This is a genomic window from Streptosporangium sp. NPDC049078, assembly GCF_040648855.1.
In the GTDB taxonomy this organism is placed as follows: domain Bacteria; phylum Actinomycetota; class Actinomycetes; order Streptosporangiales; family Streptosporangiaceae; genus Streptosporangium.
This window is the reverse complement of the sequence record NZ_JBEZEL010000001.1, coordinates 157,544-181,003: the sequence shown is the minus strand read 5'-3', so window position 1 is coordinate 181,003 and position 23,460 is coordinate 157,544. Positions and strand designations below refer to the sequence as shown.

Genomic DNA, 23,460 nt, shown 5'->3' with positions numbered 1-23,460 from the left:
GAGTGAAGATCGACGACTGGCTGCTGGAGATCCTTGCCTGCCCCAACTGCAAGTCCCCCCTGAGGGCCGATCCCAAGGTGGACGAGCTGTCCTGCACCTCCGCCTCGTGCGGCCTGGTCTATCCGGTACGGGACGACATCCCGGTCCTGCTGGTCGACGAGGCCCGGAAGTCGTGAACTGGGAGCCCGATCGGCTCGACGACCAGAAATGGCTGATCGAGGGAGACCCGGCGGGCATGTTACGGGCGGTGGCCGGCTCGGCCGCGCAGGTCCGCACCTCCCGCAGGGCCGCCCTGGAGTCGGGCCTGTCCTCGCTCGCCGAGGACGGCAGGCCCCGGGCGGTCGTGGTCGCCGGTATGGGCTCCTCGGGCATCGCCGGTGACATCCTCGACGTGGTGTGCGGCCACGGCGCCCCGCTGCCGATCGTGACCGTCAGGTCCTACCGGCTGCCCGGCTGGATCGGCGCGACCGACCTGGTGATCGCGGTGTCGCGTTCCGGCAGGACCGAGGAGACGCTCGCGGTCGCCGCCGAGGCCGTACGCAGAGGCTGCCGCCTGCTCGCCGTCGGCGGGCCCGACTCGCCGCTGCACGCGATCGCCAGGCAGGCGGGAGCGCCGTTCGTGCCCGTCGCGGGCGGCGGGCAGGCGCGCGCCGCGGTGTGGGCGGCGTCGGTCCCGCTGATCGTCGCCGCCGCCCGGCTCGGCCTGGTCGAAGCCGGGGAGGAGGTGTTCGAGGAGGTGGCCACGCGCCTTGAGGATCTCGCCCACCGCTGCCGCCCGGCGAGCGAGTCGTTCATCAATCCCGGCAAGTCGCTCGCGATGGAGTTCGCCGAGACCGTGCCGATGATCTGGGGATCCTCCCCGCTGGCCGCCGTCGCGGCCCGCCGGTGGGCCGGTGCGCTCAATACGAACGGTAAATACCCGGCGATGTACGGCGAACTACCCGGGGCCGGTCACGACCAGGTGGCCGTCCTCGACGGCCCGCTCGCCCAGCGGGACATTTTCGCCGACGAGAGCGGCAGATCGCTCCGGCTGTTCGTGCTCCGCGACGTGGAGGAGCACCCCCGGGTCGTACGGCAGCGGGAGGCGTCGGTGCGGCTGGCGGAGGATCGCGGCGTCCCGGTCACGCAGATCGCCGCGGAGGGGACGCATCCGCTGGAGCGGCTCGCGACATTGGTCGCGCTCGGAGATTTCGCGAGTACGTACCTCGCGCTCGGGTACGGGATCGACCCGGCAACTGTGTCGGCCATCACAGGACTCAAGGCCAGGGTTTCGCAATAGGATCCCTTGTCTTGTCTTTCCCTACCAACCAGCTGAGTGGAGGCTGCCGTGAGCGCGGGCGGCGGTACTAAGGCAATCATCGCGGCGTTGGCGGCCAACCTGGCGATCGCCGTGGCCAAATTCGTGGCGTTTCTCTTCACGGGCTCGTCATCGATGATCGCCGAATCGGTTCACTCGGTGGCCGACTCGGGCAACCAGGCGCTGCTGCTCCTGGGCGGCAAGCGCGCGCAGCGGGCGCGTACGCCCCAGCATCCCTTCGGATACGGCAGGGAGCGTTACTTCTACGCGTTCGTGGTGGCGGTGGTGCTGTTCACCATCGGCGCGGTGTTCTCGCTCTACGAGGGCTGGCACAAGATCCACGCTCCCGAGGAGCTCACGTCGCCCCAGTGGGCCTTCGGCGTGCTGATCTTCGCGATCATCGCCGAGGGGTTCTCGTTCAGGACGGCGATCATCGAGTCCAACCACGTCCGTGGAAAGCAGTCGTGGGTGCAGTTCATCCGCCGCTCCAAGGCGCCCGAGCTGCCGGTCATCGTGCTGGAGGACCTGGGCGCGCTGCTCGGCCTGATCTTCGCGCTCTTCGGCGTGACGATGGCCGTGGTGACCGGCGACCCCGTCTGGGACGGCATCGGCACCATGATGATCGGCGCCCTGCTCGCGGTGATCGCGGTGATCCTGGCGATCGAGACCAAGTCGCTGCTGATCGGTGAGAGCGCGGGGCCCGAGGTTCAGACCCGCATCGCGGACGCCCTGGAGAGCGCGCCCGAGGTGACCCGGGTCATCCACATGCGCACGCTCCACCTGGGGCCCGAGGAGATCCTGGTCGCCGCCAAGATCGCGGTGGACCACGACGACACGGCCGCCGAGGTGGCCCGCGGCATCGACGAGGCCGAGCAGCGCATCCGCGCCGCCGTTCCCGAGGCGCGCGTCATCTATCTGGAGCCCGATCTCGACAGGGCCGGCGTCGCCGACCGCGTCTGAGCCTCACCGGACGGTCCGGGGCCGTGAAAGGCTCCGGACCCGTGGGAGTCGTCCGGGATTCGCGGTGTCACCGCTGGGTGCGGCGCTGGAGCAGGCGCAGCGCCTTCTCCTTCTCGAAGTCCAGTGCCCTGCGGGGTGCCTGCAGGCGGCCGATCCGCAGCCCCAGGTCCCGTACGGCCTGTGCGACCGCGGGTTCGCTCAGTGTGCGCAGTGCGAAGGCGAGCTCGGCGGGGGAGACGTCGAACCGTTTCTCCAACTCGACGCTCTGGGCGACGGCCGAGAGCTCCTCCGGGCCGAACCGCCGGTGCGCGCCCCGGTCCCTGATCGGGGGCAGCAGTCCGAGTGCCTCGCGGTAGCGGAGCATCCGGGGGGACATGCCCAGCTTTCTGGCGGCCTCGGTGATCCGCATGGTGCCCTCTTTCCGGTGATTTCCCAGAAAAGCTTACATTCTTGTGTCAGGTTACTCGCTCAGAGGGTGCGCGGAGCCGTTCCGGCCGCCTAAACTCCCAGACATCGACTGTTCCGATGGAACGGCGGGCCCGGCCCCAGAGCGAAGCACGATCGCGAGACGAGCGCGACGGGCGAGGGTGTGAGGCGAACGCCGCCCATCAACCAGAGGGGTAACCACATGGACTTCAAGGTCGCCGACCTTTCTCTCGCGGCCTTCGGCCGCCGGGAGATCCAGCTCGCCGAGCACGAGATGCCGGGCCTGATGGCCATCCGCAAGGAATACGCCGCGGCCCAGCCGCTGGCCGGTGCGAAGATCATGGGCTCGCTGCACATGACCATCCAGACCGCCGTGCTCATCGAGACCCTGGTCGCGCTCGGCGCCGAGGTCCGCTGGGTGAGCTGCAACATCTTCTCCACCCAGGACCACGCCGCCGCCGCCGTGGTCGTCGGCCCCGAGGGCACCGTGGAGGACCCGCGGGGCGTCCCGGTCTTCGCCTGGAAGGGCGAGACCCTGGAGGAGTACTGGTGGTGCACCGAGCAGGCTCTGACGTGGCCCGGTGACGACGGCCCCAACATGATCCTCGACGACGGTGGCGACGCCACCCTGCTCGTCCACAGGGGGGCCGAGTACGAGAAGGCCGGTGCCGTCCCCAGCGCCGACGAGAACGACCCCGAGGAGTGGAGCGTCATCCTCGACCTGCTCCGCCGCACGGTCACCGACGAGAAGCGCTGGACCAAGGTCGCCGCGCGCATCAAGGGCGTCACCGAGGAGACCACCACCGGTGTGCACCGCCTGTACGAGATGTTCAGGAACGGCACGCTGCTCTTCCCGGCGATCAACGTCAACGACTCGGTGACCAAGTCCAAGTTCGACAACAAGTACGGCTGCCGCCACTCGGTGATCGACGGCCTCAACCGCGCCACCGACGTGCTGATCGGCGGCAAGGTGGCGGTCGTCGCCGGATACGGCGACGTCGGCAAGGGCTGCGCCGACGCGCTCAAGGGCCAGGGCGCCCGCGTCATCATCACCGAGATCGACCCGATCTGCGCGCTGCAGGCCGCGATGGACGGCTTCCAGGTCACCACCCTGGAGGAGGTCGTCGGCATCGCCGACATCTTCGTCACGACGACCGGTAACTTCGACATCATCACGGCCGACCACATGGCCCGGATGAAGCACAACGCGATCGTGTCCAACATCGGTCACTTCGACAACGAGATCGACATGACCGGCCTGGCCCGGATCCCCGGCATCGAGAAGACCGAGGTCAAGCCGCAGGTCCACACCTGGCGCTTCCCCGACGGCAAGCAGATCATCGTGCTCGCCGAGGGCCGTCTGATGAACCTGGGCTGCGCCACCGGCCACCCCTCGTTCGTCATGTCCAACTCCTTCACCAACCAGGTGATCGCGCAGATCGAGCTGTTCACCAAGACCGACGACTACCCGGTCGGCGTCTACGTGCTGCCCAAGCACCTGGACGAGAAGGTCGCGCGCCTCCACCTCGACGCCCTGGGCGTGAAGCTCACCACGCTCACCAAGGCCCAGGCCGAATACATCGGCGTGGACGTCGAGGGCCCCTACAAGTCCGACCACTACCGTTACTGACATCCGCGGTCGAGTTTCGCCGGGCCCCCGCCGCTTCGCGGGGGCCTTCCGGCGATTTCGGGGTTCGGGTAGATCTGGGGAGAGATGTGGACAGCGCTGAGCGCGCCCTGGGGGCCGCGGGGGAGCTGAGGATCGGGTGGGCGGCGCGGGCGATGCCCGTGCTCACCGCCCTTGGCGAGCGGTTCGCCGCGGAGCGGCCCTTCGACGGGCTGCGGATCGCCGCGTGCCTGCACGTCACCGCCGAGACCGCCGTGCTCATGGGCACCCTCAAGGCGGGCGGGGCCGAGATCGCGCTGGCCGCGTCGAACCCCCTGTCCACCCAGGACGACGTCGCCGAGGCGCTCCGTGACTACGGCGTCGTCGTGCACGCGCGGGCCGGGGTGACCATGGACGCCTACTACCGCCACATCCACCAGGCGCTCGACATCGTGCCGGACATCGTCCTGGACGACGGCTGTGACCTCGTCAACATCCTGCACACCGAGCGGACCGAGCTGCTGGAGACGGTCTCCGGGGGGTGCGAGGAGACCACCACCGGGATCATCAGGCTCCGGCGGATGGCCGCGGAGAAGGCGCTCAGGTTTCCCGTGGTGGCGGTCAACGACACGCGGACCAAGCGGATGTTCGACAACCGCTACGGCACCGGTCAGTCGACCATCGACGGGATCATGCGCGCCACGAACACCCTGCTCGCGGGCAAGACCGTGGTGGTCGCCGGATTCGGCTACTGCGGCCGGGGCGTCGCCGAGCGGGCGAGGGGCCTGGGGGCGCGGGTCGTGGTGACCGAGATCGACCCGGTCAAGGCGCTGGACGCCTTACTGCAGGGCTACGACGTACGGTCGATGGCGGCCGCGGCCCGGGTCGGGGACGTGTTCGTCACGGTCACCGGCAACCGTGACGTGATCAGGGGTGAGCACCTGGCGGAGATGAAGGACGGGGCGATCCTGGCCAACGCCGGGCACTTCGACGTCGAGATCGACGTCCGCGCCCTGGACGACCTGGCGCACGCCGTCCACCGGGGGGTCCGCCCCAACACCGACGAGTACGTGCTCGCCGACGGCCGCAGGCTCCTGTTGCTCGCCGAGGGCCGCCTGGTGAACCTCACCGCCGCCGAGGGGCATCCCGCCGCCGTCATGGACATGTCCTTCTCCGCGCAGGTGCTCTCGGTGGCGTGGCTGGTCCGCGAGCGGGCGCGGCTGGAGCCGGGGGTCTACGACGTGCCGGGAGAGGTCGACGTGGAGGTGGCGCGGCTCAAGCTGGCCGCGGCCGGGATCGAGATGGACGATCTCACCGTTGACCAGGAGGAGTACCTCCACTCCTGGCGGCTCGGTTCCTGACCTCCTTTCCCTCGGTCACAGACGGGATACGCCGCGCACGCGGCCTCGGGCCGGGGAGAACCCCCTGCCACGACGCTGTCACGATGACTTCTCCGGCTTGTTGCCGTACTGGGCGATCAGTTCGCTCGCCTCGCGCAGGATCGCGGCCTGCTGCTCGCGGCGCTTGCGGCGCCGGGAAAGCAGCGTCCGGGCGACGAGGAAGGCGAGAACGAGGAGGACGAGGAAGACGAGCTGCGGCCACGGCAACGCCCAGAGCGAGGTGTCGACCGTGGTCTGCTGGGCGGCGACGCCCTGGATCGACTCACCCACGACCGTGGGGGTCGCCACGACCTGCGAGGTGATCGGTCCCAGCGGCCAGACGCCGGTCACCTGTACGGTGAACTCGCGCCTGCCGCCCGGCATGACCTCTCTGGTCTTGGCGTCGGAGGTGTCCTTCCATCCGCTTTCGCCGACGAATCCGGACGTCTGGACATTCGTGTCCGCGGCCACCCGGACATTGCCTTCGTTGGTGACGGTGTAGGTCATGTCGATGGACCCCGAGGAGAACGGGTTCCACGATCCCTTGTACTCGGCCCGCAGGCCGGTCACGGCGACCTTGGCCACGTAGTCGCCGGTCACCCGGAGGTTCATCCGGACCCCCACCCGGTTCTGGACCCTGACCTGGCCGGAGATCGTGTCCACGGACGCCGTGACCCCCGCGGGGTGATCACCCGGCGTCGCGTTCTTCGGCACCGAGACCTTGACCGGCACGACGGCGGTGCCACCGGCGGGAATCGTCACCCGCTCGGGAATCTTGATCCATGCCCCGCCGTCGGTCGGCGTGGCGTCCGAGGGCCGCATGTCGAACAGTCCCTTGGCGGTCAGGTAGCCGTCGTTGGCGTCGATCGCGAAGGCGACCTCCTTGGTGGAGCGATTGGTGACCGCGATGTGCTCGGTCACCTCCTGCCCACCGGCGAGCTCGATGTCGATGGCGCTGCGGCCGTCGGGGCCCTTGGCGTCGGCCGGCGCGACCGACCAGGTGATGTCCCCCGGGCCCGCGGCGGCGGCCGGGAGGGCGTATCCCGTCAAGGTGGTCGCGCCGACAGCGCAGAGGGCGGAGAAGAGGGCGAGTGCCCTCCGCGAACTGCTCGTGAACAACGGTGGTATCTCCTGTTTCATGGTGAACATCCGGGACGTGTGGGTTAGGTTCGCACACGTCCCGGACACGCACAGCGGGGGGTGGCGTTCTGCCCCGCCATTGGTTCAGGACCGGTTGAACAAGATGGCGTTCACTGGTCGGCGTCGGGATCGGGTCAGCCGCAGCTGAGCGTGTTGTAGGTGGTGTCGTAGGTGGAGGTGGCCGGCTGGCCGTTGATGGTCGCGGCGCCCGTGACGGTCACGGTACCGGCGGCGAGTTGCCCGGTCCGGGTGTTGAAGGACTGGTATGCCTGCTTGCCCGGGGCGACGTCGGCGACGGTCTTGGAGCCGTAGGGGGTCGACAGGGTGATGGTGGCGGGTGCGGTTCCGTTGTTGACGGCCGTGACCGCCAGGTGCGCCGTCGTACCCACGCAACGGGACTCCGCCGTCACGGTGAGCGGGAGCGTCGGGGCGACCGGCACCTCGACGGCCTTGATCTCCTCGACGTTCCCGGCCTTGTCGACGGCGCGGTACCGCACCTCGTGCTGCCCCTGCCCCGAGACGATGACCGTCCCGGTGTACGTCGTCCAGGCGCCGCCGTCCAGGGAGTACTCGATCTTCTCCACGCCGGACGTCTCGTCCGTCGCGGAGAGGGTGACCGGCACGCCGCCGTTGTCCTGCGAGCCGACGGCCGAGGTCGTCGTCGGCGCCGTCGCGTCGATCTTGACGGTGAGCGTCATGGTCGCCTCGACGTTGCCCCCCTTGTCGACGGAGCGGTAGGCCAGCTCGTGCGAGCCGTCGCCGGTGATGGCGACCGGCGCGGTGTACGTGGTCCAGGCGCCGCCGTCGAGCTGGTACTCGGTACGGTCGACCTTCTTCCCGTCCTTCCCGGGGGTCGCGGACAGCGTCACCGACACCGGACCGGTGAACCAGCCTCCGGCCGGCTGGGCCGGGGCGACCGTCGCGGTCGTCACCGGCGCCTTGTTGGTGACCTTCACGGTCTGCTTGCCGTAGTTGGCGCCGTTGCCTTCCGGCTTGTAGTTCCTCTCGACGTTGCCGGCGATGTCGACGGAGAACCAGGACACCTCGGTGGTCTTGTCGACCGTGATCTTCTGGGCCGCCTCACGCATGCCCGCCGCCCGCAGTTTCAGCGAGTCGAACGTCGGCCGCGTGCCGTCCAGCGTGTAGTACACGTTGGCGGGCTCGTTCACCTCGAAGGTGAACGTGGTGGAGCCTTCGGTCCTATCGGTGATCTTCAGGCTGGAGGTGGGACGCTTCTGGTCCTCGGCGAAGGCACGGGCGACCTCCAGGATGGCGATCTGACCGTTGGCGAACTCCATCGCCTCCTGGTGCCCCTCGCTGAAGGGCGGCTGGAAACCGACCGCGGTGAAGCGCTGGGTGGCCGGGTCGTAGATGTCCGCGCCGACCTCGAAGTCCCAGCCGATGATGCCCCGGTTGTACCAGTGCTCGTCGGCGCTGTTGCCGGCCGCCGAGTAGAGGACGTCGGTGACGGGACCGGTGCGGCCCGGCCAGATCGCCGTGCCGCGGTGGGTCTGCACCGCGGACAGGATGTGGTCGGAGGCGGACCAGAAGTAGTTCTCGGTACCGAAGTCGACCCGCGGCAGCACCTCGCGTCCGGCGGTCTTGTAGGCGCCGGGAGGCCACATGAAGTAGCCGCCGTAGGAGTGCGTGTTCATCGCGAACTTGATGTTCGGGTACTCGTTGGTGAGCCACACCTCGTTGCGGGCCTCCGGCTCCGAGAGCTTGGCGGGGCCGGCGTAGGTGTCGCTGGTGCAGGTCGCCGAGGCGCCGTTGTATCCGTCGGAGAAGGCGCCGACCGAGAAGTTGCGGTTCAGGTCCACCCCCCAGGAGTTGCGGCGCGCGGGGTCGGACGCGTTGTCGGCGCAGTGGTTGGTCATGTTCCTGCGCTGCATGTTGTAGTCGTACATCGAGTAGTGCGAGCCGTCGGGGTTGGTGGTCGGCAGCACGAAGATGTCGAGGTCGTCCACGAGCTTCTTGGTCTCCCTGTCCTGCGCGTAGTTGCGCAGCAGCCGCTCGGCGGCCTCCAGACAGGTGATCGGGGTGACCCACTCACGAGCGTGTTCCTGGCAGTAGAGGAACACGCCGGTCTTGGAACGGTCCCGCTTCTTGCCGATGCGAAGGACCTTCATCTGGAACGGGTCGCGTGACACGCTCGCCGGCGCCGTGAGGAAGTCGGTGAGCCGTACGGCCGCCGCGGCGGCGACCACGCCCGCGCCCGCGTTGCCGCGGTAGGTGTTCGCCGTCACCAGAGCGGATGCCGCCGAGTTGGCGTTGACGGCGTCCACCACCTGCTTGGCGGTGCTGGTGATCGCGCCGGAGGCGTCCGTGGCCAGGTTGACCACGATGTCCTTGCCGTTGACCGTGACCGAGAGCGGGGAGTCCGCGGCGTTCGGGTTGACGAGCGCCGCGGTGATGTCGTTGCCGCCCTCGCTGCCGTAGCTCCTGGAGTTCAGGTAGACGATGGAGGCCGTGGCCGTGCCGAACTGCGCCTGGGCGGACCGGCGGTAGCCGTTCGTCTTGTAGGGCAGGTCGACGATCTCCGAGATCTTCGGGAACTCGGCGGCGAGGCCGACGATCCGATCGGTGATCTCGGTCGGGTCCATGTAGCGGTCGACGAAGTCGGAGACGTAGTGCGGCTTCGGCGGCTTGCGCGTGGCACCCAGCCACTTGGTCACCTTCGCCGTCACCGAACCGCCGCGGTTGCTGGTGACCGTGACCTTGGACGGCTCCTTGTCGACCGCGAGCGGCGAGGTGAACCGGTGGTACATGTACTGGCCGGCGTCGGTGAAGCGGGACATCGTCGCCGTGCCGCCCGAGTCGGGGGCGGTGTTCTTGCCGCTGTCCCAGGTGGTGGTGAGGACGGTCTGCGCGTCGGTCGCGCTCGACTTCACCTCGACCGACAGGAAGCGCTGGTTGTCCACACTGGTGAACCACTCCGCGCGCAGGACCGTGAGAGTGTCCTCCGCGGCCTCGGCCGCGGTGCTCTTGGCGAGAGCCTTGGACCGCTCGACCTTGTTGGCGGCGAAGTCGCTCTCGTCGGAGATGACGCCGCGAAGGTCGAAGCCCTGGTCCCTGAGGCTGTCGGCCTCCTCGGGGCTGAGGACGGCGTGCACCTCGATGCCGTCGTCCAGGGGCTTCTTGTATTCGGCCAGGTCCACCCCCATGTCGGTCAGCCGGTCCACGTCGGACTGGTCGGGTACGACGATCCTGATCAGGGCGACACCGTTCTGCTCGGTGGCGGGCAGCCGATCAGGAGCGACGTCGCTCACCGGCGGTCCCGGATCGGCGAGCACCGGGAGCGAGCTGACAGTGATCGCTATGGGTAGTGCGAGTAAGACGAGGGAACGTCGAACTCGTCTGCTGTAGGCAGCGCCTCTCACTGATCCTCCATCTGGCGTGCTGCCAGGTAGGGGGTCGGCCTGGCGGGGCGCACGCAAGTCGAAGGCAGTCTTTTGCAACGTTCCGTTTTTCGTCAAGCGGTCATATAGCCCGAATTTGGACTTTTAGATAACGGTATGGTTTCTAAGGATTTTTCGGTATATAGCGCCCTAAGGCCGTGTCGATGGTGCCGCACGAACCCCCGTGGACATGGGGGATCGAACGGTGCCCCGGCTGGTGACCATGAAGCGCACCCGGGGTGCGGACGGTCAGGTGTCAGGGAAGGCGGTGGCGCCGGTGGAACCGGGGGGTTCCACCGGCGCCGAGTCGTGACACGCCCGTCCAGCGGTGTCGTACCCGCCGGAAGGAAGGCCGGCGGGTATCGCGTCGGTTGTCGTCGGTCGTCATGTGACGGTGTGCCGGCGGGTGTGGGGGGAGGTGCCGGATTCCCTCTCATGACTCGTCACGACAGTGGACGTGGTCTCGCCGCGGCGGGCGGAAACGGGCTACCCGTCGGCTCAGGACTGGTTGAACAGCGAGAGCGTGAGGGTGGAGTTGTACTCGCCGGCGGTGACGTCGACGGGGGTGCGCAGAGCGAGGTCGGCGTTGACCTCCCAGGTGCCGATCTCGTCGGCGGAGTTGGCGGTGGAGACGAGGAGTTCCTGTCCCTGGAGACCGACGTTGGGGGCGCCGGTGCCGTCGGAGATGACGCTGGAGACGGGCTCGCCGGCGGCGACGGCTCCGGTTTCGGTTTCGCTGATCAGGCGGGGGGCCCAGCCGAGGTACTCGGGGCCGATGGTGGCGGTGCCGCCGCCGGTGGCGGTGAACTGGCTGGCCTGGCCGACGACGGCCCAGAAGTCCCCGGCGGGGATCTCCTCGGGCAGGCGGGTGTCGGTGACGGTGACGGTGGGCAGGGTGCCGGTGAACTGGCGGGCGGCGGCGTTGGTGCCGTTCTCGGTGAGGGTGACGCCGTTGTTGTCGGCGACGGTCATGGAGACCTCACCGGGGACGCGGATGGGGTCGATGGTGACCGAGACCTCGATGCCCTCGTCGGGGTCGGCGGAGGCCATCGCGGGGGCGGCGGTGGCGGCGAGGGCGAGGCCGAGCAGGGACGCGGCGATGACCCGGGTGGTGCGGGTGGACTTCATGGGCTTGCTCCGTTTATGGGGGGCGGGGCCGACCGGCATGTCGGCCGGCCCCGGTTGAAAGTGGCGACGTTCAAGGGTGTGTGCCGTGTCGCCGTTGAGGTCGGGTCAGCAGCTGAGCGTGTTGTAGGCGGTGTTGTGGTCGGCGGTTACCGCCTGGCCGCCGATGGTCGCGGCGCCCGTGGCGGTCGCGGTGCCGGCGGCGAGCTGCGCGGTCCGGGTGTTGAAGGACTGGTAGGCCTGCTTGCCCGGGGCCACGTTGGCGAACGTCTTGGTGCCGTAGGGGGTGGACAGGGCGATGTCGGCGGGCACGGTGCCGTTGTTGACGGCCGTGACCGCCAGGTGCGCCGTGGTACCCACACAACGAGCCTGCGCGGTGAGGGCCATCGAGAGACCGGAGGTGAACTTCGTCTGGTTCTGCGGGTTGATCCTGTCGGTCTTCACGGCGGCCGCGGCGTTGATCTCGGCCTGGGTGAGGGACTCGCTCGGCTTCAGCTTGAAGGTGTCGAAACCGCGCACGATCTCGTTACCGTAGATGTGGCCGTTGTACCAGTAGGCGGACCAGAAGCCACCGGTGACCAGCGAGGTCGGGCTGACCGGGCCGCGGTCGAAGAACGCGATCTCCTTGGGGTTGGCGGAGTCGGTGAAGTCGAACACCGACAGGCCACCCTGGTACCAGGCCTGGACCATGACGTCACGACCCGGGACCGGGATGAGCGACCCGTTGTGCGCGACACAGTTCTCCAGCGTCGTCTGCGGCGCCGGGAGCTTGTAGTAGCTCTTGAAGACGAGCTTGCCGTCGACGATGTCGTAGATCGAGTTCGCACCCCACGACGGCAGGTCGGTGGTCCGGCAGCGCGCACCGGAGCCGCCGCCCCACTCGTCGGTGAAGACGACCTTCGTACCGTCGTTGTTGAAGGTGGCCGAGTGCCAGTACGCGTAGTTGGGGTCGGAGACCGCGTCGAGCCGCTTCGGGTTCGTCGGGTCCGAGATGTCGATCAGGATGCCGTTACCCGCACAGGCGCCGGCGGCGAGACCGATCTCCGGGTACGACGTGATGTCGTGGCACTGGTTGGTGACCGGTGACGGCGACCAGTTGGTGCCGGCCGGGTGCTGCGGGGTGGGCGGCGTGTTCTGCAGCCCGTTGATCGCGCCGGTCTCCTCGTTGGTGAAGATCCGGGGGTTGCTCACGACCGCGGCGTTCTGCGGAGCGGCGAGCGGAACCCGGATGACGTCGATCCGCCACAGCGAGGTGGCCGGGTCGGTCGCCGCCGTGTTGGCGCAGCCCGCGAGTTCCTGGCCGGAGCGCACGCTGGAGGTGCCGGAGACGTAGACGTACAGGTTCTCCGGCTCGTTCTTGCTGGTCACCAGCGAGTGCGTGTGCGAACCACGGCAGGTCTGCACCGCCGCCACCTGCGTCGGGTGCTCGATGTCGCTGATGTCGAAGATACGGACGCCGCGGAACCTGTCGGGGTTGACGGTTCCGGTGGCCCCCTGGGTGCCGCAGTCGATCCGACCGCGGGTCTCCTCGACCGACATGAAGAGCAGGTTCCCCTGCACCGACAGGTCGCCCTGCCCGCCGGGGCAGACCACCGACGTCTTCAGAACGGGCGTGCTGCCCGTGGAGATGTCGTAGATGTTGAAACCGTTGTAGTTACCGGAGAACGCGTAGTTCCCACTGAACGCCAGGTCGGAGTTGAGATACCCACCGCTGCCTGGGTTGGAGGGTACGTAGAAGCCCTCCGGCCTGTCCAGGTGTGAGGTCTTCTCCAGGTTGCTGATGGCTTCCTGGGCGTCCAACCATCCGGCACCAAGACCGATGCGGGGGTCGACGTCGGCCGCCGCGGAGGCCGTGGCCGGCAGGAGTCCTGCCAACACCGCACCTATCGCGATCATCCCGAGCTTTTGTAGTCTGGCACGTCCCCCACGCGCCGAACGGCTACCTCTCACGGGCCGCTTCCCTTTCTTTCGGGCATCCCCTCCCTAGGTGATCTATCGCGAAGGGCGACCCGGGATCTGCCGGTGCCTCTTTGTGACGCCAGCTGGGGGGGAGATCCACTTTGGTGTTACACGCCGAACTGTAACGGAAGCGGCCTTGATGTTCTATACCCTGACATATCTACTGTTCCGGATGGCCGCTACCTAGAAGGGTGCAAGGGGTTCACATAATGACTTCACTGCCCAAATGGCGAAATGTAAGCATGTTCGTGATCGCGGTCGGCATGCTCGCCGGATGCACCACGGAGTCGCCCAAGGCGTCGGCCGCTCCAGTGATCGTTCAGCCGGGAGCGCCGGGAGATCGCGGACAGACGCTCGCCGCCTCCTCGATGCCAACGGTCGCGGACACCCTGTTCACCGCCGCCGACGTGCTCTTCATGCAGGGGATGATCCCGCACCACGCCCAGGCGCTGCGGATGACCGACCTCGTGCCCTCCCGCAGCAAGAACCGGGATATCACCTTGATCGCCCAGCGGATGCAGGCGTCCCAGGAGGACGAGGTCGCGCTGATGCGACGCTGGCTCCAGGACCGCGACCAGAAGGTGCCGGACGCGAACCACGATCACTCCGGCGCAGGTGGGGAGCTCATGCCCGGGATGCTGAACGAGGAGCAGTTCGCCGAGCTGAAGAAGGCCACGGGCAAGGACTTCGACCGGCTCTTCGTGCAATACATGATCATCCACCATACGGGCGCGCTCCAGATGGTCGAGAAGCTGTTCGCCGACGGTGGCGGCCAGGAAACGGAGATCTTCACCTACGCCTCCCACGTCGACGCCGACCAGCGCATCGAGATCGACCGCATGCAGAAGCTCCTCGCCCAGCTGGGCGGTCCCGCTTCCGGCTGATCGTCGTTCCCCCTCCCGGCCGGGGCGCGTTCGCCCGGGGAGGGGGGCGGGAAAGGCGTGGACGGGCGGCTGTTTCGACGGCGGGGACAATGGTCACCGATCTTTGGTATTGACCGTCGCCCAAGCGGGGGCGAACAGGAAAGAAGGTGTCCTGTAAATTTTTTCCGAGGATCAAGTAAAGAGATGAATCAAATTTTGTTCTGACAAAGTCATGATTTGTCAGTCCGATTGTCGGTGCAGGCGATTCACTGATTCGCCGATTCGTGCTTTTTCCGTATCCGTTCCGTGTTCGTTCTATGCCTGTTTCGCGGCCGGGGCCGGTCCGATCAAGACGCTGGTCCCCCTGCCGCAGGGCTGCGACGTACGGTCATGGCGACGGCGGTCCGCGCCGGGTGCGTGGTCAGGGGTGGTGCCAGGCGGAGGCGGGGTACGAGGACGGGACGGCGCGATCCTCGCGAGCCGTCCACGAAGGGGCGAGTCAGAGCTCGGCCTGCATCTCCCGCATCCTGCGGATCTCGGCGCTCTGGGTGACCGAGATGTCGTTGGCCAGTTCCTCGACCCGCACGTGTGAACCGGAGGTCAGGACCTGCTCGGACATCGCGAGCGCGCCCTGGTGATGCGCGATCATGAGCTGGAGGAAGAGCCGGTCGAAGTCCTTGCCCGAGGCGGCCTTGAGCGCGTCCATCTGCTCCGGTGTGGCCATACCGGGCATGTCGCCGTGCCCGGCATGGTGTTCGGGGACCCGCTGCCCCTGCTGCTGGAGCCAGGTGGTCATGAACTGGATCTCCGGCCCCTGCGCGTCCTTGATACGGGAGGCGAGGCCCTTGAGCCTGGTGTGCTCGCCCCTGGCCGGGGCGAGGGTGGCCATGTCGAGGGCTTGGCGGTGGTGGACGATCATGTCCTGGAGGTACTTCACGTCGGCCGCGTTCACGGTGGGCGAGGGTACGAGCGTGGCGGCCTCACTCGGGCCGACGGTCCTGGCGACCTCACCCGGCCTACCTGGGACGATCACCGGCGCCGAGGCGGCGGCCTCGGGGATCGCGGGGGCCTCCGGCTCCGAGGTGCACGCGCCGAGGGACAGGACGGCGACCACGGCGATGAGCGCGACGCGCACCCGGCCTCCTTCGTGAATGTTCATTACCGTCCTTCCGCGGCCCGGGGCTATCGGCTTCCGGGCCCGGCCGGATCCGCGATCCGCGGACCGGGCGCGCCTCAAGCTCCACGTGAACATCCACGCGAACGCGGCACGCCCTGTCCCGGCAGGAACGCCACGTCCATCATGTCCGCTGTGGATCACCCCAACCCTAACGGGTCGGGGTGATATGAGGAGAGAGACGTCGCGCGGGCGATGTGGGGTGTTTCGGGCTGTATGTCCAGTGCCGCAAGACCGTAACCCCTCCGGGTGGTGTTCGTAAAGACTGCATGTCGGAAACAGTTGCTGACACTGTGACGGCTTGCCTGACCGGCCGCGCAGGATGAACGATTCAGACATTTATGCACGCTTTATCAGTGCATGCAGCTAGGAGGTACAAAGTGTCCACCCCCCCAGGGAAGAGCCTGACCGGCCGCTTCCTGTTCGTGGCCGGCCTCGCCGTCGCCACGGTTCTGGCCGCGGTACCCGCGCAGGCCGCTGATATCCCGGCGCCTGGCGAGATCGCCAAGAGCGGGAACGTCGAGCACGTCACCAACGTGCCCAAGCCGGCCAACCTGACAGACATCAACACCGACATGGCGTTCCAGGGCGACTACGCCTTCGTCGGCAACTACAGCGGCTTCTCGATCTACGACATCAAGAACCCGAAGAAGACCTCGGTGGTCAGCTCGGTGGTCTGCCCCGGCGGCCAGATGGACCTGTCCGTCCATGGCGACCTGCTCTTCGCCGCGGTCGACTCCTCGCGCAACAACGACTCCTGCAGCAGCGTCGGCCAGAGCGCCGCGATCAAGGAGTCGTGGGAGGGTGTCCGGATCTTCGACGTCAGCGACAAGAAGAACCCCAAGTACGTCAAGGCGGTCGAGACCAACTGTGGCTCGCACACCCTGACCCTCGTCCCCGGCAAGGGCAGGGACAAGAAGAACGTCTACGTCTACGTCTCCTCCTACAGCCCGAACGCGTCGTTCCCCGACTGCCAGCCGCCGCACGACAAGATCTCGATCATCAAGGTGCCGGTGAAGAACCCGGAGGCCGCCGCGGTCGTCGCCACGCCGGTTCTGTTCCCGGACGGTGGTAACCCCGGCGAGAGCCTGCCGTACCCCTACCGCACCTCGGCGACGAGCGGCTGCCACGACATCACCGCCTACCCGGAGAAGGACATCGCCGCCGGAGCCTGCATGGGCGAGGGCATCCTGATGGACATCTCCAACCCGGTCGACCCGAAGGTCACCGCCACGGTCCGTGACGACGAGAACTTCGCGTTCTGGCACTCGGCGACGTTCAACAACAAGGGCACCAAGGTCGTCTTCACCGACGAGCTCGGCGGCGGTGGCGCGGCCACCTGCAACGAGGCGATCGGCCCGAACCGTGGCGCCAACGCCTACTACGACCTCCAGGACGGCCAGTTCGCCTTCAAGGGTTACTTCAAGATCCCCCGCCACCAGGCCGACAACGAGAACTGCGTCGCGCACAACGGCTCGCTCATCCCGGTCAAGGGCAAGGACATCATGGTCCAGGCCTGGTACCAGGGTGGCATCTCGGTCGTCGACTTCACCGACTCGGCCAACGCGCAGGAGATCGCCTTCTTCGAGCGCGGCCCTGACAGCGCCAACCCGCTCAGCGGTGGATTCTGGTCGGCGTACTACTACAACGGCCACGTCTACGGCAGCGACTTCAACCTTGGTCTTGACGTTCTGAAGATCAACGACAAGCGTCTCGACAAGGCGGACAAGGTCAAGTTCAAGGACCTGAACCCGCAGACCCAGGACTCCTACCAGCCCGACAAGGGTCACTGACCTCTGACGTGACGGTCGCCGGGCGCCGGACGGGCGCCCGGCGACCGTCGCTCATGCCGGAACCCCACGGTGAGCCACAAAAAAGGGGGAAGACACTAAACTTATCCGGAGAGTAAGTAAAGAGGTTGAATCAAATTTTATTGTGACAAAGTCATGTGATGTTGACTCGGGCGTCAAGGTGGACGGTTTGCTAATTTATGCATGCCTTATGTCCGCTTCAAGGAGGCACCCGCAGTGTTCGCTCCCCGAAGGGTCGTCCGGGCGTTGGCGGTGGTGGCCACGGCCGCCGCGATGCTGACGTCCACGGTCTCGGCCCAGGCCGCCGACATCCCTCCACCCGGCGAGGTCGTCACCAGCCCCAACGTGACACACGTCGGCACCCTGCCCAAGCTTCCCGGCCTTGAGACCACCGTCAACAGCGACATCGCCTTCCAGGGCAACTACGCCTACGTCGGCAACTACGGCGGTTTCTCGATCTACGACATCAGCAACCCGAAGCGCGCCAAGCTCGTCAGCGGTGTCCTGTGCCCCGGCTCCCAGATGGACGTGTCGGTCTACGACGACCTGTTGTTCGCCGCGGTCGACAACTCCCGCAGCGACGACTCCTGTAACAGCGTCGGCCAACCGGCCAGCGTCAAGGAGTCGTGGGAGGGTGTCCGGATCTTCGACATCAAGGACAAGAAAAACCCCAAGTACATCAAGTCGGTCGAGACCAATTGCGGCTCCCACACCCTGACCCTTGTTCCCGGTAAAACCGGGGACCGCAAGAACGTCTACCTCTACGTCTCCTCCTACAACCCGAGCGACACGTTCCCCGACTGCCTGCCGCCGCACGACAAGATCTCGATCATCAAGGTGCCGCTGCGCAACCCGACCGCCGCCGCCGTGGTCAAGACGCCGGTCATCTTCCCCGACGGGGGCAACGAGACGCAGCCGGGCCTGCTGTTGCCGACCAGCGGCTGCCACGACATCACCGTCTACGCGGAGAAGAACATCGCGGCCGGGGCCTGCATGGGTGACGGCGTCCTGTTCGACATCTCCGACCGGGAGAACCCGGTGATCACCGCGCGGACCACCGACCCGAACTTCGCGTTCTGGCACTCGGCGACGTTCAACAACAGGGGCGACAAGGTCATCTTCACCGACGAGCTCGGCGGTGGCGGCGCGGCGACCTGCAACGAGGCGATCGGCCCGAACCGCGGCGCCGACGCCATCTACGAGATCAAGCGCGGCAAGCTGGTCTTCAAGAGCTACTTCAAGATTCCCCGCCACCAGGCCGACAGCGAGAACTGCGTCGCGCACAACGGCTCGCTCATTCCGGTCAAGGGCAAGGACATCATGGTCCAGGCCTGGTACCAGGGCGGCGTCTCCTTCGTGGACCTCAGCGACCCGGCCCGCCCGAAGGAGATCGGCTACTTCGAGCGCGGCCCCGAGCCCGACGGCGGAGGCGGCGGCATCTGGTCTGCGTACTACTACAACGGCTACGTCTACGCCAGCGACTTCTACCGAGGGCTGGACGTCCTCAGGATCGACGACCGTCGCACCGACCCGGCCAAGAACGTCCGGATGGACCGGCTGAACGTGCAGACCCAGGCCTCCTACGGAGAGCACGGCCACCACTGACCGTCCGAGCGGCCCGCCCCCGAGGGGACGCGGTCGCCCGCGAGACGTGCGTGAGGGGCGGCGGGCCTTCCCGCCGCCCCTTTTCCGTGCTCCGGCTCTGTGCTCCGGCTCTGTGATCCGGCGCGACGCTCTTCACCGGCGTGAGTGCCCGCCTGCGGGGAGTGAGGGTGCGGAAGCCGTCAGTCAGGCGGGGGGGACGAAGCCGCCGGGCGTGGAGTCGGGCCGCCGCGCGGGAGGCGGGGACGTGGGCGGGGGAGGTGCCGGGTGGGGCGACCCCGCCGGAGGCGGCAGGGGGATCCGCGGCTGCGACGGCCGGTGGTCGGGCCGAGGCGCCGATCCGGGAGGCGCGTAAGGAACGGGGACGTACGGAGCGGCGTACGGGGCGGGAGGGTGCGGCTGACCTGTCCACTGCCGCTCCGGCCGGTGCCCGCCGGTTCGCCGAGCCAGGCGCGCCTGCTCGCGGCGACGGCGTTCGGCCAGGACGGCGGTCAGGTAGGCGAACGGCGGCACACCCGGCGGGGCGGGCGGGGAGACGAAGGCCGACATCTCGGTGGCGATGCGCACGCCCATCTCGTGCTGGACGGCCGGGGCGAGGTCGTGCCAGCGCATGAGGTACTGCCGTGCGGTGGCCGCCACCTGCTCGGGCAGCCGCGACAGCTCCAGCGTCGCCGCCCACGGGGCGAGCATCGGCGGCATGTCCAGCGGCGGCCCGTACTGCCGCGGGGCGCGCTCGGAGATCACGATGGTGCCGGAGAAGACGTCGCCGAGCCGCTTGCCCTTCTCCGAGATCAGCGAGCTGATCAGCGCGGGGGCACCGCTGAGCATCCAGAACTCCAGGACCCCCGCCAGCCCGCGGAACAGGGCCTGCCGGAACCGCTCGGGACCGCCGTCGTCGCTGACGACCCGCAGCCCCAGCGCGAGCTTGCCCAGGCTGCGCCCACGCGTGAGCGTCTCGAAGGTCACCGGGTAGCCGACGACCACGAGCACGGTGAGCACGATGTAGACCATCGTCGTCAGCGCCGGATCGTCCAGGAATCCCAGGTTGCCGACGAGGAGGGAGGCCCCCAGCAGGGTCACGATCTGGATCGCCATGTCGATCAGCAGTGCCGCGGCCCTGCTCGGGAGCTGGGCCACGCGGACCTCGACGACCACGGCCTCGCCGGTTACGACATCGGACACAACCAGCACCCTACCTTCGACTGGATAGGCTGATCGCGTGGACATCGACGCCTTTGTCACCGCGCACCGGCCCGCCTGGGATCGTCTCGAGGATCTGGTCCGGCGTCGCGGCTCGCTGGACGGCGCCGAGGTCGACGAGCTGGTCGACCTCTACCAGCGGGTGGCCACGCACCTGTCCCTCGTCCGCTCGGCCTCCGCCGATCCCATCCTGGTGGGCCGCCTGTCGGCGCTCGTCGCCCGAGCCCGCTCCGCGGTGACCGGGGCGCACACCCCGGCCTGGCGGGAGTTCGTCCGCTTCTTCACCGTCTCCTTCCCGGTGGTCGCCTACCGGGCCCGTCGCTGGTGGCTGGCCACGGGCGTCGCGTTCCTGCTGGTCTCCACGGTCGTCGCGGTCTGGGTGGGGGAGAACCCCGGGGTCCAGGCGGCGATCGCCACCCCGGAGGAGATCACCCAACTCGTCGAGCACGACTTCGCCGACTACTACTCGGAGAACCCGGCGACCTCGTTCGCCGGACAGGTCTGGGTCAACAACGCCTGGGTCTCGATGCAGGTCATCATGATGTCCGTCCTGCTCGGCCTGCCGATCCCGTACGTCCTGTGGGAGAACGCGCTCAACGTGGCCGTCTCCGCCGGGCTGATGGCCTCGCGCGGCAAGCTCGACATCTTCTTCGGGCTGATCACCCCGCACGGCCTGCTGGAGCTGACCGCGGTGTTCCTCGCCGCGGCCGTCGGCATGCGCCTCGGCTGGACGGTCGTCGACCCCGGTCCGCGCAGGCGCACGGAGGCTCTGGCCGAGCAGGGCAGGGCCGTGATGAGCGTGGCCCTCGGCCTGGTCGTGGTGCTGTTCGTCTCCGGGCTGATCGAGGGCCTGGTCACGCCCTCGGGGTTGCCCACCTGGGCACGGATCGGCATCGGGGTGGTCGCGGAGGTCGCGTTCCTCGCCTACGTGATCTTCTTCGGCCGCCGCGCCGTGGTCGCGGGCGAGAGCGGGGACATCGAACGTGCCCCCGACCTGGCTCCGAGCGCCGGCTGAGCGCGCCGGCTGAGCGTTCGGCCCCGGCGGAGTGCCCGGCCCAGGCCGGACTCCGGTGGCTCGGAGTGCCGCGTGAGCGCCACGCGGCCCCGGGCGTCGAACCCCCGCGGCTCCGCGCCGACTGGGCGCCGGTGCGTGCCGGGGCGGCTCAGAGCCGCCCGGCCGCCTTCAGCGCCAGGTAGGCGTCGGCGAGGGCCGGGGCGATCTGGTCGGGGGCGGTGTCCACGACCTCCACCCCCTGACGGCGCAGCAGGGTGGTGATCCTGCGCCGTCCCGCGCGCAGATGCTCGGCCGCCGCCGCGCCGTAGACCAGCTCGGAGGTGCCGCGCCCGGCGGCCATCTCGGCCACCTGGGGGTCGGAGACGGCGGCCAGGAGCACCAGGTGCCGCGAGGAGAGGCGGGGAAGGACGGGCAGCAGCCCCTCCTCAAGCGCCGCCGGGTTGAGGTCGGTCAGCACGACGACCAGGCAACGTCGCCTGGCCCGCGCCATGACGGCCGCGACCATCCCCGCGGAGTCGGCCTCGACCAGTTCGGCCTCGATCGGGGCCATGGTGTTGACCAGGGACGAGAGCAGCTCCGTACGGCCGGTGCCGGACACCCAGGCGCGCACCCCCCGGTCGTGGGCCATGAAGTCGACCCGGTCGCCCGCCCGGGAGGCGAGGGCGGCCAGCAGCAGCGCCGCGTCCATCGACCAGTCGAGGCGGGGCCAGCCGGGCACGACCCGCGCCCCGCTCCCGGCGCCGGTCCTCGGCACCTCCCCGGCCAACGGGATCGGGGCGGTGCCCACCCGTCCGGCCGAGGTACGGCCGGTGTCGAGCACGATCAGCACCCGGCGGTCGCGCTCGGGCCGCCAGGTGCGGACCACGACGTCGTCGCGGCGCGCGGTGGCCCGCCAGTCGATCGAGCGGACGTCGTCGCCGACCACGTACTCCCGCAGCGAGTCGAACTCGGTGCCCTGCCCCCGGATCATCGACGGGTGCCGGCCCTCCAGCTCCCTGAGCCTGGACAGCTTGGCGGGCAGGTGCTTGCGGCTGAGGAACGGCGGCAGCACCCTGACCGACCAGGGCACCCGGTGTGAGCCCTGGCGGGCCGCCACACCCAGCGGGCCCAGCGTCCGCACCGTCACCGTGACCGCCTCGCGGTCGCCCCTGCGGGTGGGGGTGAGCGTCGTGACCAGCCGGCGGCGCTCGCCGGGGGGAACGTCCAGCGGCAGGTGCCGGGGCGTGGCGCCCGCGGAGGGCGGCCAGGCGTCCCTGAGCACGCCGCGCACCCTGCGTGGGCCGGGGTTCTCCACGATCAGCTCGACCGTGACCGACTCGCCGAGCCGTACCAGCCGCTCGCCCGAGCGGGTGAAGCGCAGCGGGCGCACGCTCCCGGCCAGCAGCAGGTCGACCGCGACCAGCGCCACGATCAGCAGCGCCACCCCGGCCACCGCGAGCCCGGGCCGGGGGGCGAACAGCACGGCCAGGGTGCCCAGCAGCGCCAGCAGCGCGGCCCGTCCTGTCAGCGCCATGGTCAGCGGGGGACGGGGACGGAGGCGAGGATGGCGTCGATGAGGCCGTCGGCGGTCGCGCCCTCCAGCTCGGCCTCGGGACGTATCTGGATCCGGTGCCGCATCGCGGGCCTGGCCAGCGCCTTGACGTCGTCGGGCGTCACGTAGGTGCGGCCGGACAGCCACGCCCAGGCCCGCGCCCCGGCGAGCAGCGCGGTGGCGCCGCGCGGGGAGACACCGAGCTGGAGCGAGGGCGACTGGCGGGTCGCCCGCGCGATGTCCACGATGTAGCCGAGCACCTCGGGGCCCACGTGGACCTTGCCGACCGCCGCGCGTCCCGCGGCGAGGTCGGCGGCGCCTGCCACGGCCTTGACGTGCGAGAGGTCGCGCGGGTCGAAGCCGAGCGCGTGCCGCTCCAGCACCGCGATCTCCTGGTCGCGAGGCGGCAGCGGGACGGTCAGCTTGAGCAGGAACCGGTCGAGCTGCGCCTCGGGCAGCTGGTAGGTGCCCTCGTACTCGACGGGGTTCTGGGTGGCGGCCACGATGAACGGGTCGGGCAGCGCGCGCGCCGCCCCCTCCACGCTGATCTGACGCTCCTCCATCGCCTCGAGCAGCGCGGCCTGCGTCTTCGGCGGCGTGCGGTTCACCTCGTCGGCGAGCAGGAGGTTCGTGAAGACCGGCCCCTCGCGGAACTCGAACTCCGACGTCTTCGCGTCGTAGATCAGCGAGCCGGTGATGTCGCCCGGCATGAGGTCGGGGGTGAACTGCACCCGCTTGAAGTCGAGTGAGAGCGCCGCCGACAGTGTCCTGACGAGCAGGGTCTTGGCGACGCCGGGCACGCCTTCGAGCAGCACGTGGCCCCGGCAGAGCAGCGCGATCACCAGCCCGGTGACCACGGCGTCCTGGCCGACGACCGCCTTGGAGACCTCGGCGCGCAGGGCTCCCAGCGCCTCCCTGGCCTGGTCCGCGCTCTGCGCGGCGGGTACGGCGGATGCGCCGGGCGCGGTCCTCGC

General features: G+C 68.8%; 18 protein-coding genes. 9 read left to right on the top strand and 9 right to left on the bottom strand.

Features of this window, described 5'->3' with window-relative positions; genetic code table 11:
- Positions 1-2: 2 nt before the first annotated feature.
- From AB0B90_RS00735 to AB0B90_RS00725, 3 genes are read left to right on the top strand one after another with little or no spacing between them, the layout of a single operon-like run.
- Positions 3-176 carry a Trm112 family protein gene (locus tag AB0B90_RS00735; protein ID WP_350946478.1) on the top strand — a complete coding sequence of 58 codons (174 nt, stop codon included), beginning with the start codon at positions 3-5 and terminating at the stop codon, positions 174-176.
- Positions 173-1,279 (top strand): SIS domain-containing protein, encoded by a 1,107-nt coding sequence (locus AB0B90_RS00730; protein WP_350946479.1) that lies wholly within the window; start codon positions 173-175, stop codon positions 1,277-1,279. The genes AB0B90_RS00735 and AB0B90_RS00730 overlap by 4 nt, the downstream gene beginning before the upstream one ends.
- 48 nt (positions 1,280-1,327) lie before the next feature.
- Complete coding sequence (locus AB0B90_RS00725) at positions 1,328-2,257, top strand: cation diffusion facilitator family transporter (protein WP_350946614.1); 930 nt, start codon at positions 1,328-1,330, stop codon at positions 2,255-2,257.
- Between the two features lie 67 nt (positions 2,258-2,324).
- On the opposite strand, the gene AB0B90_RS00720 is transcribed toward AB0B90_RS00725, so the two are convergent.
- Positions 2,325-2,666 carry a MerR family transcriptional regulator gene (locus AB0B90_RS00720; protein ID WP_350946480.1) on the bottom strand — a complete coding sequence of 114 codons (342 nt, stop codon included), beginning with the start codon at positions 2,664-2,666 and terminating at the stop codon, positions 2,325-2,327.
- A gap of 219 nt (positions 2,667-2,885) precedes the next feature.
- Here AB0B90_RS00720 and ahcY point away from each other — a divergent pair, with 219 nt between their 5' ends.
- Together ahcY and AB0B90_RS00710 are read left to right on the top strand one after the other, a co-directional pair.
- A complete protein-coding gene (gene ahcY, locus AB0B90_RS00715) occupies positions 2,886-4,313 on the top strand; it encodes an adenosylhomocysteinase (RefSeq protein WP_362920085.1) in 1,428 nt (475 codons plus the stop codon).
- An 86-nt stretch (positions 4,314-4,399) separates the two neighbouring features.
- Entirely contained in the window at positions 4,400-5,650 is a 1,251-nt protein-coding gene (locus AB0B90_RS00710; RefSeq protein WP_350946482.1) for an adenosylhomocysteinase, read from the top strand.
- A gap of 78 nt (positions 5,651-5,728) precedes the next feature.
- Here AB0B90_RS00710 and AB0B90_RS00705 read toward each other — a convergent pair whose 3' ends face one another.
- The 4 genes from AB0B90_RS00705 to AB0B90_RS00690 form a co-directional block, all read right to left on the bottom strand.
- Positions 5,729-6,787 carry a DUF916 domain-containing protein gene (locus AB0B90_RS00705; RefSeq protein WP_350946483.1) on the bottom strand — a complete coding sequence of 353 codons (1,059 nt, stop codon included), beginning with the start codon at positions 6,785-6,787 and terminating at the stop codon, positions 5,729-5,731.
- A 155-nt stretch (positions 6,788-6,942) separates the two neighbouring features.
- Positions 6,943-10,077 (bottom strand): M14 family zinc carboxypeptidase, encoded by a 3,135-nt coding sequence (locus AB0B90_RS00700; protein ID WP_362920082.1) that lies wholly within the window; start codon positions 10,075-10,077, stop codon positions 6,943-6,945.
- Between the two features lie 627 nt (positions 10,078-10,704).
- The gene (locus AB0B90_RS00695) at positions 10,705-11,334 is read right to left on the bottom strand and encodes a hypothetical protein (protein WP_362920080.1); all 630 of its coding nucleotides are present in this window, start codon (positions 11,332-11,334) and stop codon (positions 10,705-10,707) included.
- Between the two features lie 105 nt (positions 11,335-11,439).
- Positions 11,440-13,227, bottom strand: a complete 1,788-nt coding sequence (locus tag AB0B90_RS00690; protein WP_362920078.1) for a hypothetical protein — start codon at positions 13,225-13,227, stop codon at positions 11,440-11,442.
- A 305-nt stretch (positions 13,228-13,532) separates the two neighbouring features.
- Here AB0B90_RS00690 and AB0B90_RS00685 point away from each other — a divergent pair, with 305 nt between their 5' ends.
- Positions 13,533-14,174, top strand: coding sequence for a DUF305 domain-containing protein (locus AB0B90_RS00685; protein ID WP_362906243.1), 642 nt, complete (start codon positions 13,533-13,535; stop codon positions 14,172-14,174).
- Between the two features lie 478 nt (positions 14,175-14,652).
- Here AB0B90_RS00685 and AB0B90_RS00680 read toward each other — a convergent pair whose 3' ends face one another.
- On the bottom strand, positions 14,653-15,312 hold the full coding sequence (locus AB0B90_RS00680; protein ID WP_350946488.1) for a DUF305 domain-containing protein: 660 nt from the start codon (positions 15,310-15,312) through the stop codon (positions 14,653-14,655).
- Between the two features lie 395 nt (positions 15,313-15,707).
- On the opposite strand from AB0B90_RS00680, the gene AB0B90_RS00675 reads away from it, so the two are divergent.
- A complete protein-coding gene (locus AB0B90_RS00675; RefSeq protein WP_350946489.1) occupies positions 15,708-17,120 on the top strand; it encodes a hypothetical protein in 1,413 nt (470 codons plus the stop codon).
- Between the two features lie 291 nt (positions 17,121-17,411).
- Entirely contained in the window at positions 17,412-18,743 is a 1,332-nt protein-coding gene (locus AB0B90_RS00670) for a hypothetical protein (protein WP_350946615.1), read from the top strand.
- A 183-nt stretch (positions 18,744-18,926) separates the two neighbouring features.
- Here the strand turns inward: AB0B90_RS00670 and AB0B90_RS00665 are convergent, their stop codons facing one another.
- Positions 18,927-19,922 carry an RDD family protein gene (locus AB0B90_RS00665; RefSeq protein ID WP_350946490.1) on the bottom strand — a complete coding sequence of 332 codons (996 nt, stop codon included), beginning with the start codon at positions 19,920-19,922 and terminating at the stop codon, positions 18,927-18,929.
- A gap of 37 nt (positions 19,923-19,959) precedes the next feature.
- Here AB0B90_RS00665 and AB0B90_RS00660 point away from each other — a divergent pair, with 37 nt between their 5' ends.
- Positions 19,960-20,955: a stage II sporulation protein M gene (locus tag AB0B90_RS00660; RefSeq protein ID WP_362920075.1), complete on the top strand. Its 996-nt coding sequence runs from the start codon at positions 19,960-19,962 to the stop codon at positions 20,953-20,955.
- Positions 20,956-21,103: 148 nt separating this feature from the next.
- Here the strand turns inward: AB0B90_RS00660 and AB0B90_RS00655 are convergent, their stop codons facing one another.
- The gene (locus AB0B90_RS00655) at positions 21,104-22,468 is read right to left on the bottom strand and encodes a DUF58 domain-containing protein (protein ID WP_350946492.1); all 1,365 of its coding nucleotides are present in this window, start codon (positions 22,466-22,468) and stop codon (positions 21,104-21,106) included.
- 2 nt (positions 22,469-22,470) lie between these two features.
- The gene (locus AB0B90_RS00650) at positions 22,471-23,394 is read right to left on the bottom strand and encodes a MoxR family ATPase (protein WP_350946616.1); all 924 of its coding nucleotides are present in this window, start codon (positions 23,392-23,394) and stop codon (positions 22,471-22,473) included.
- Positions 23,395-23,460: the final 66 nt, after the last annotated feature.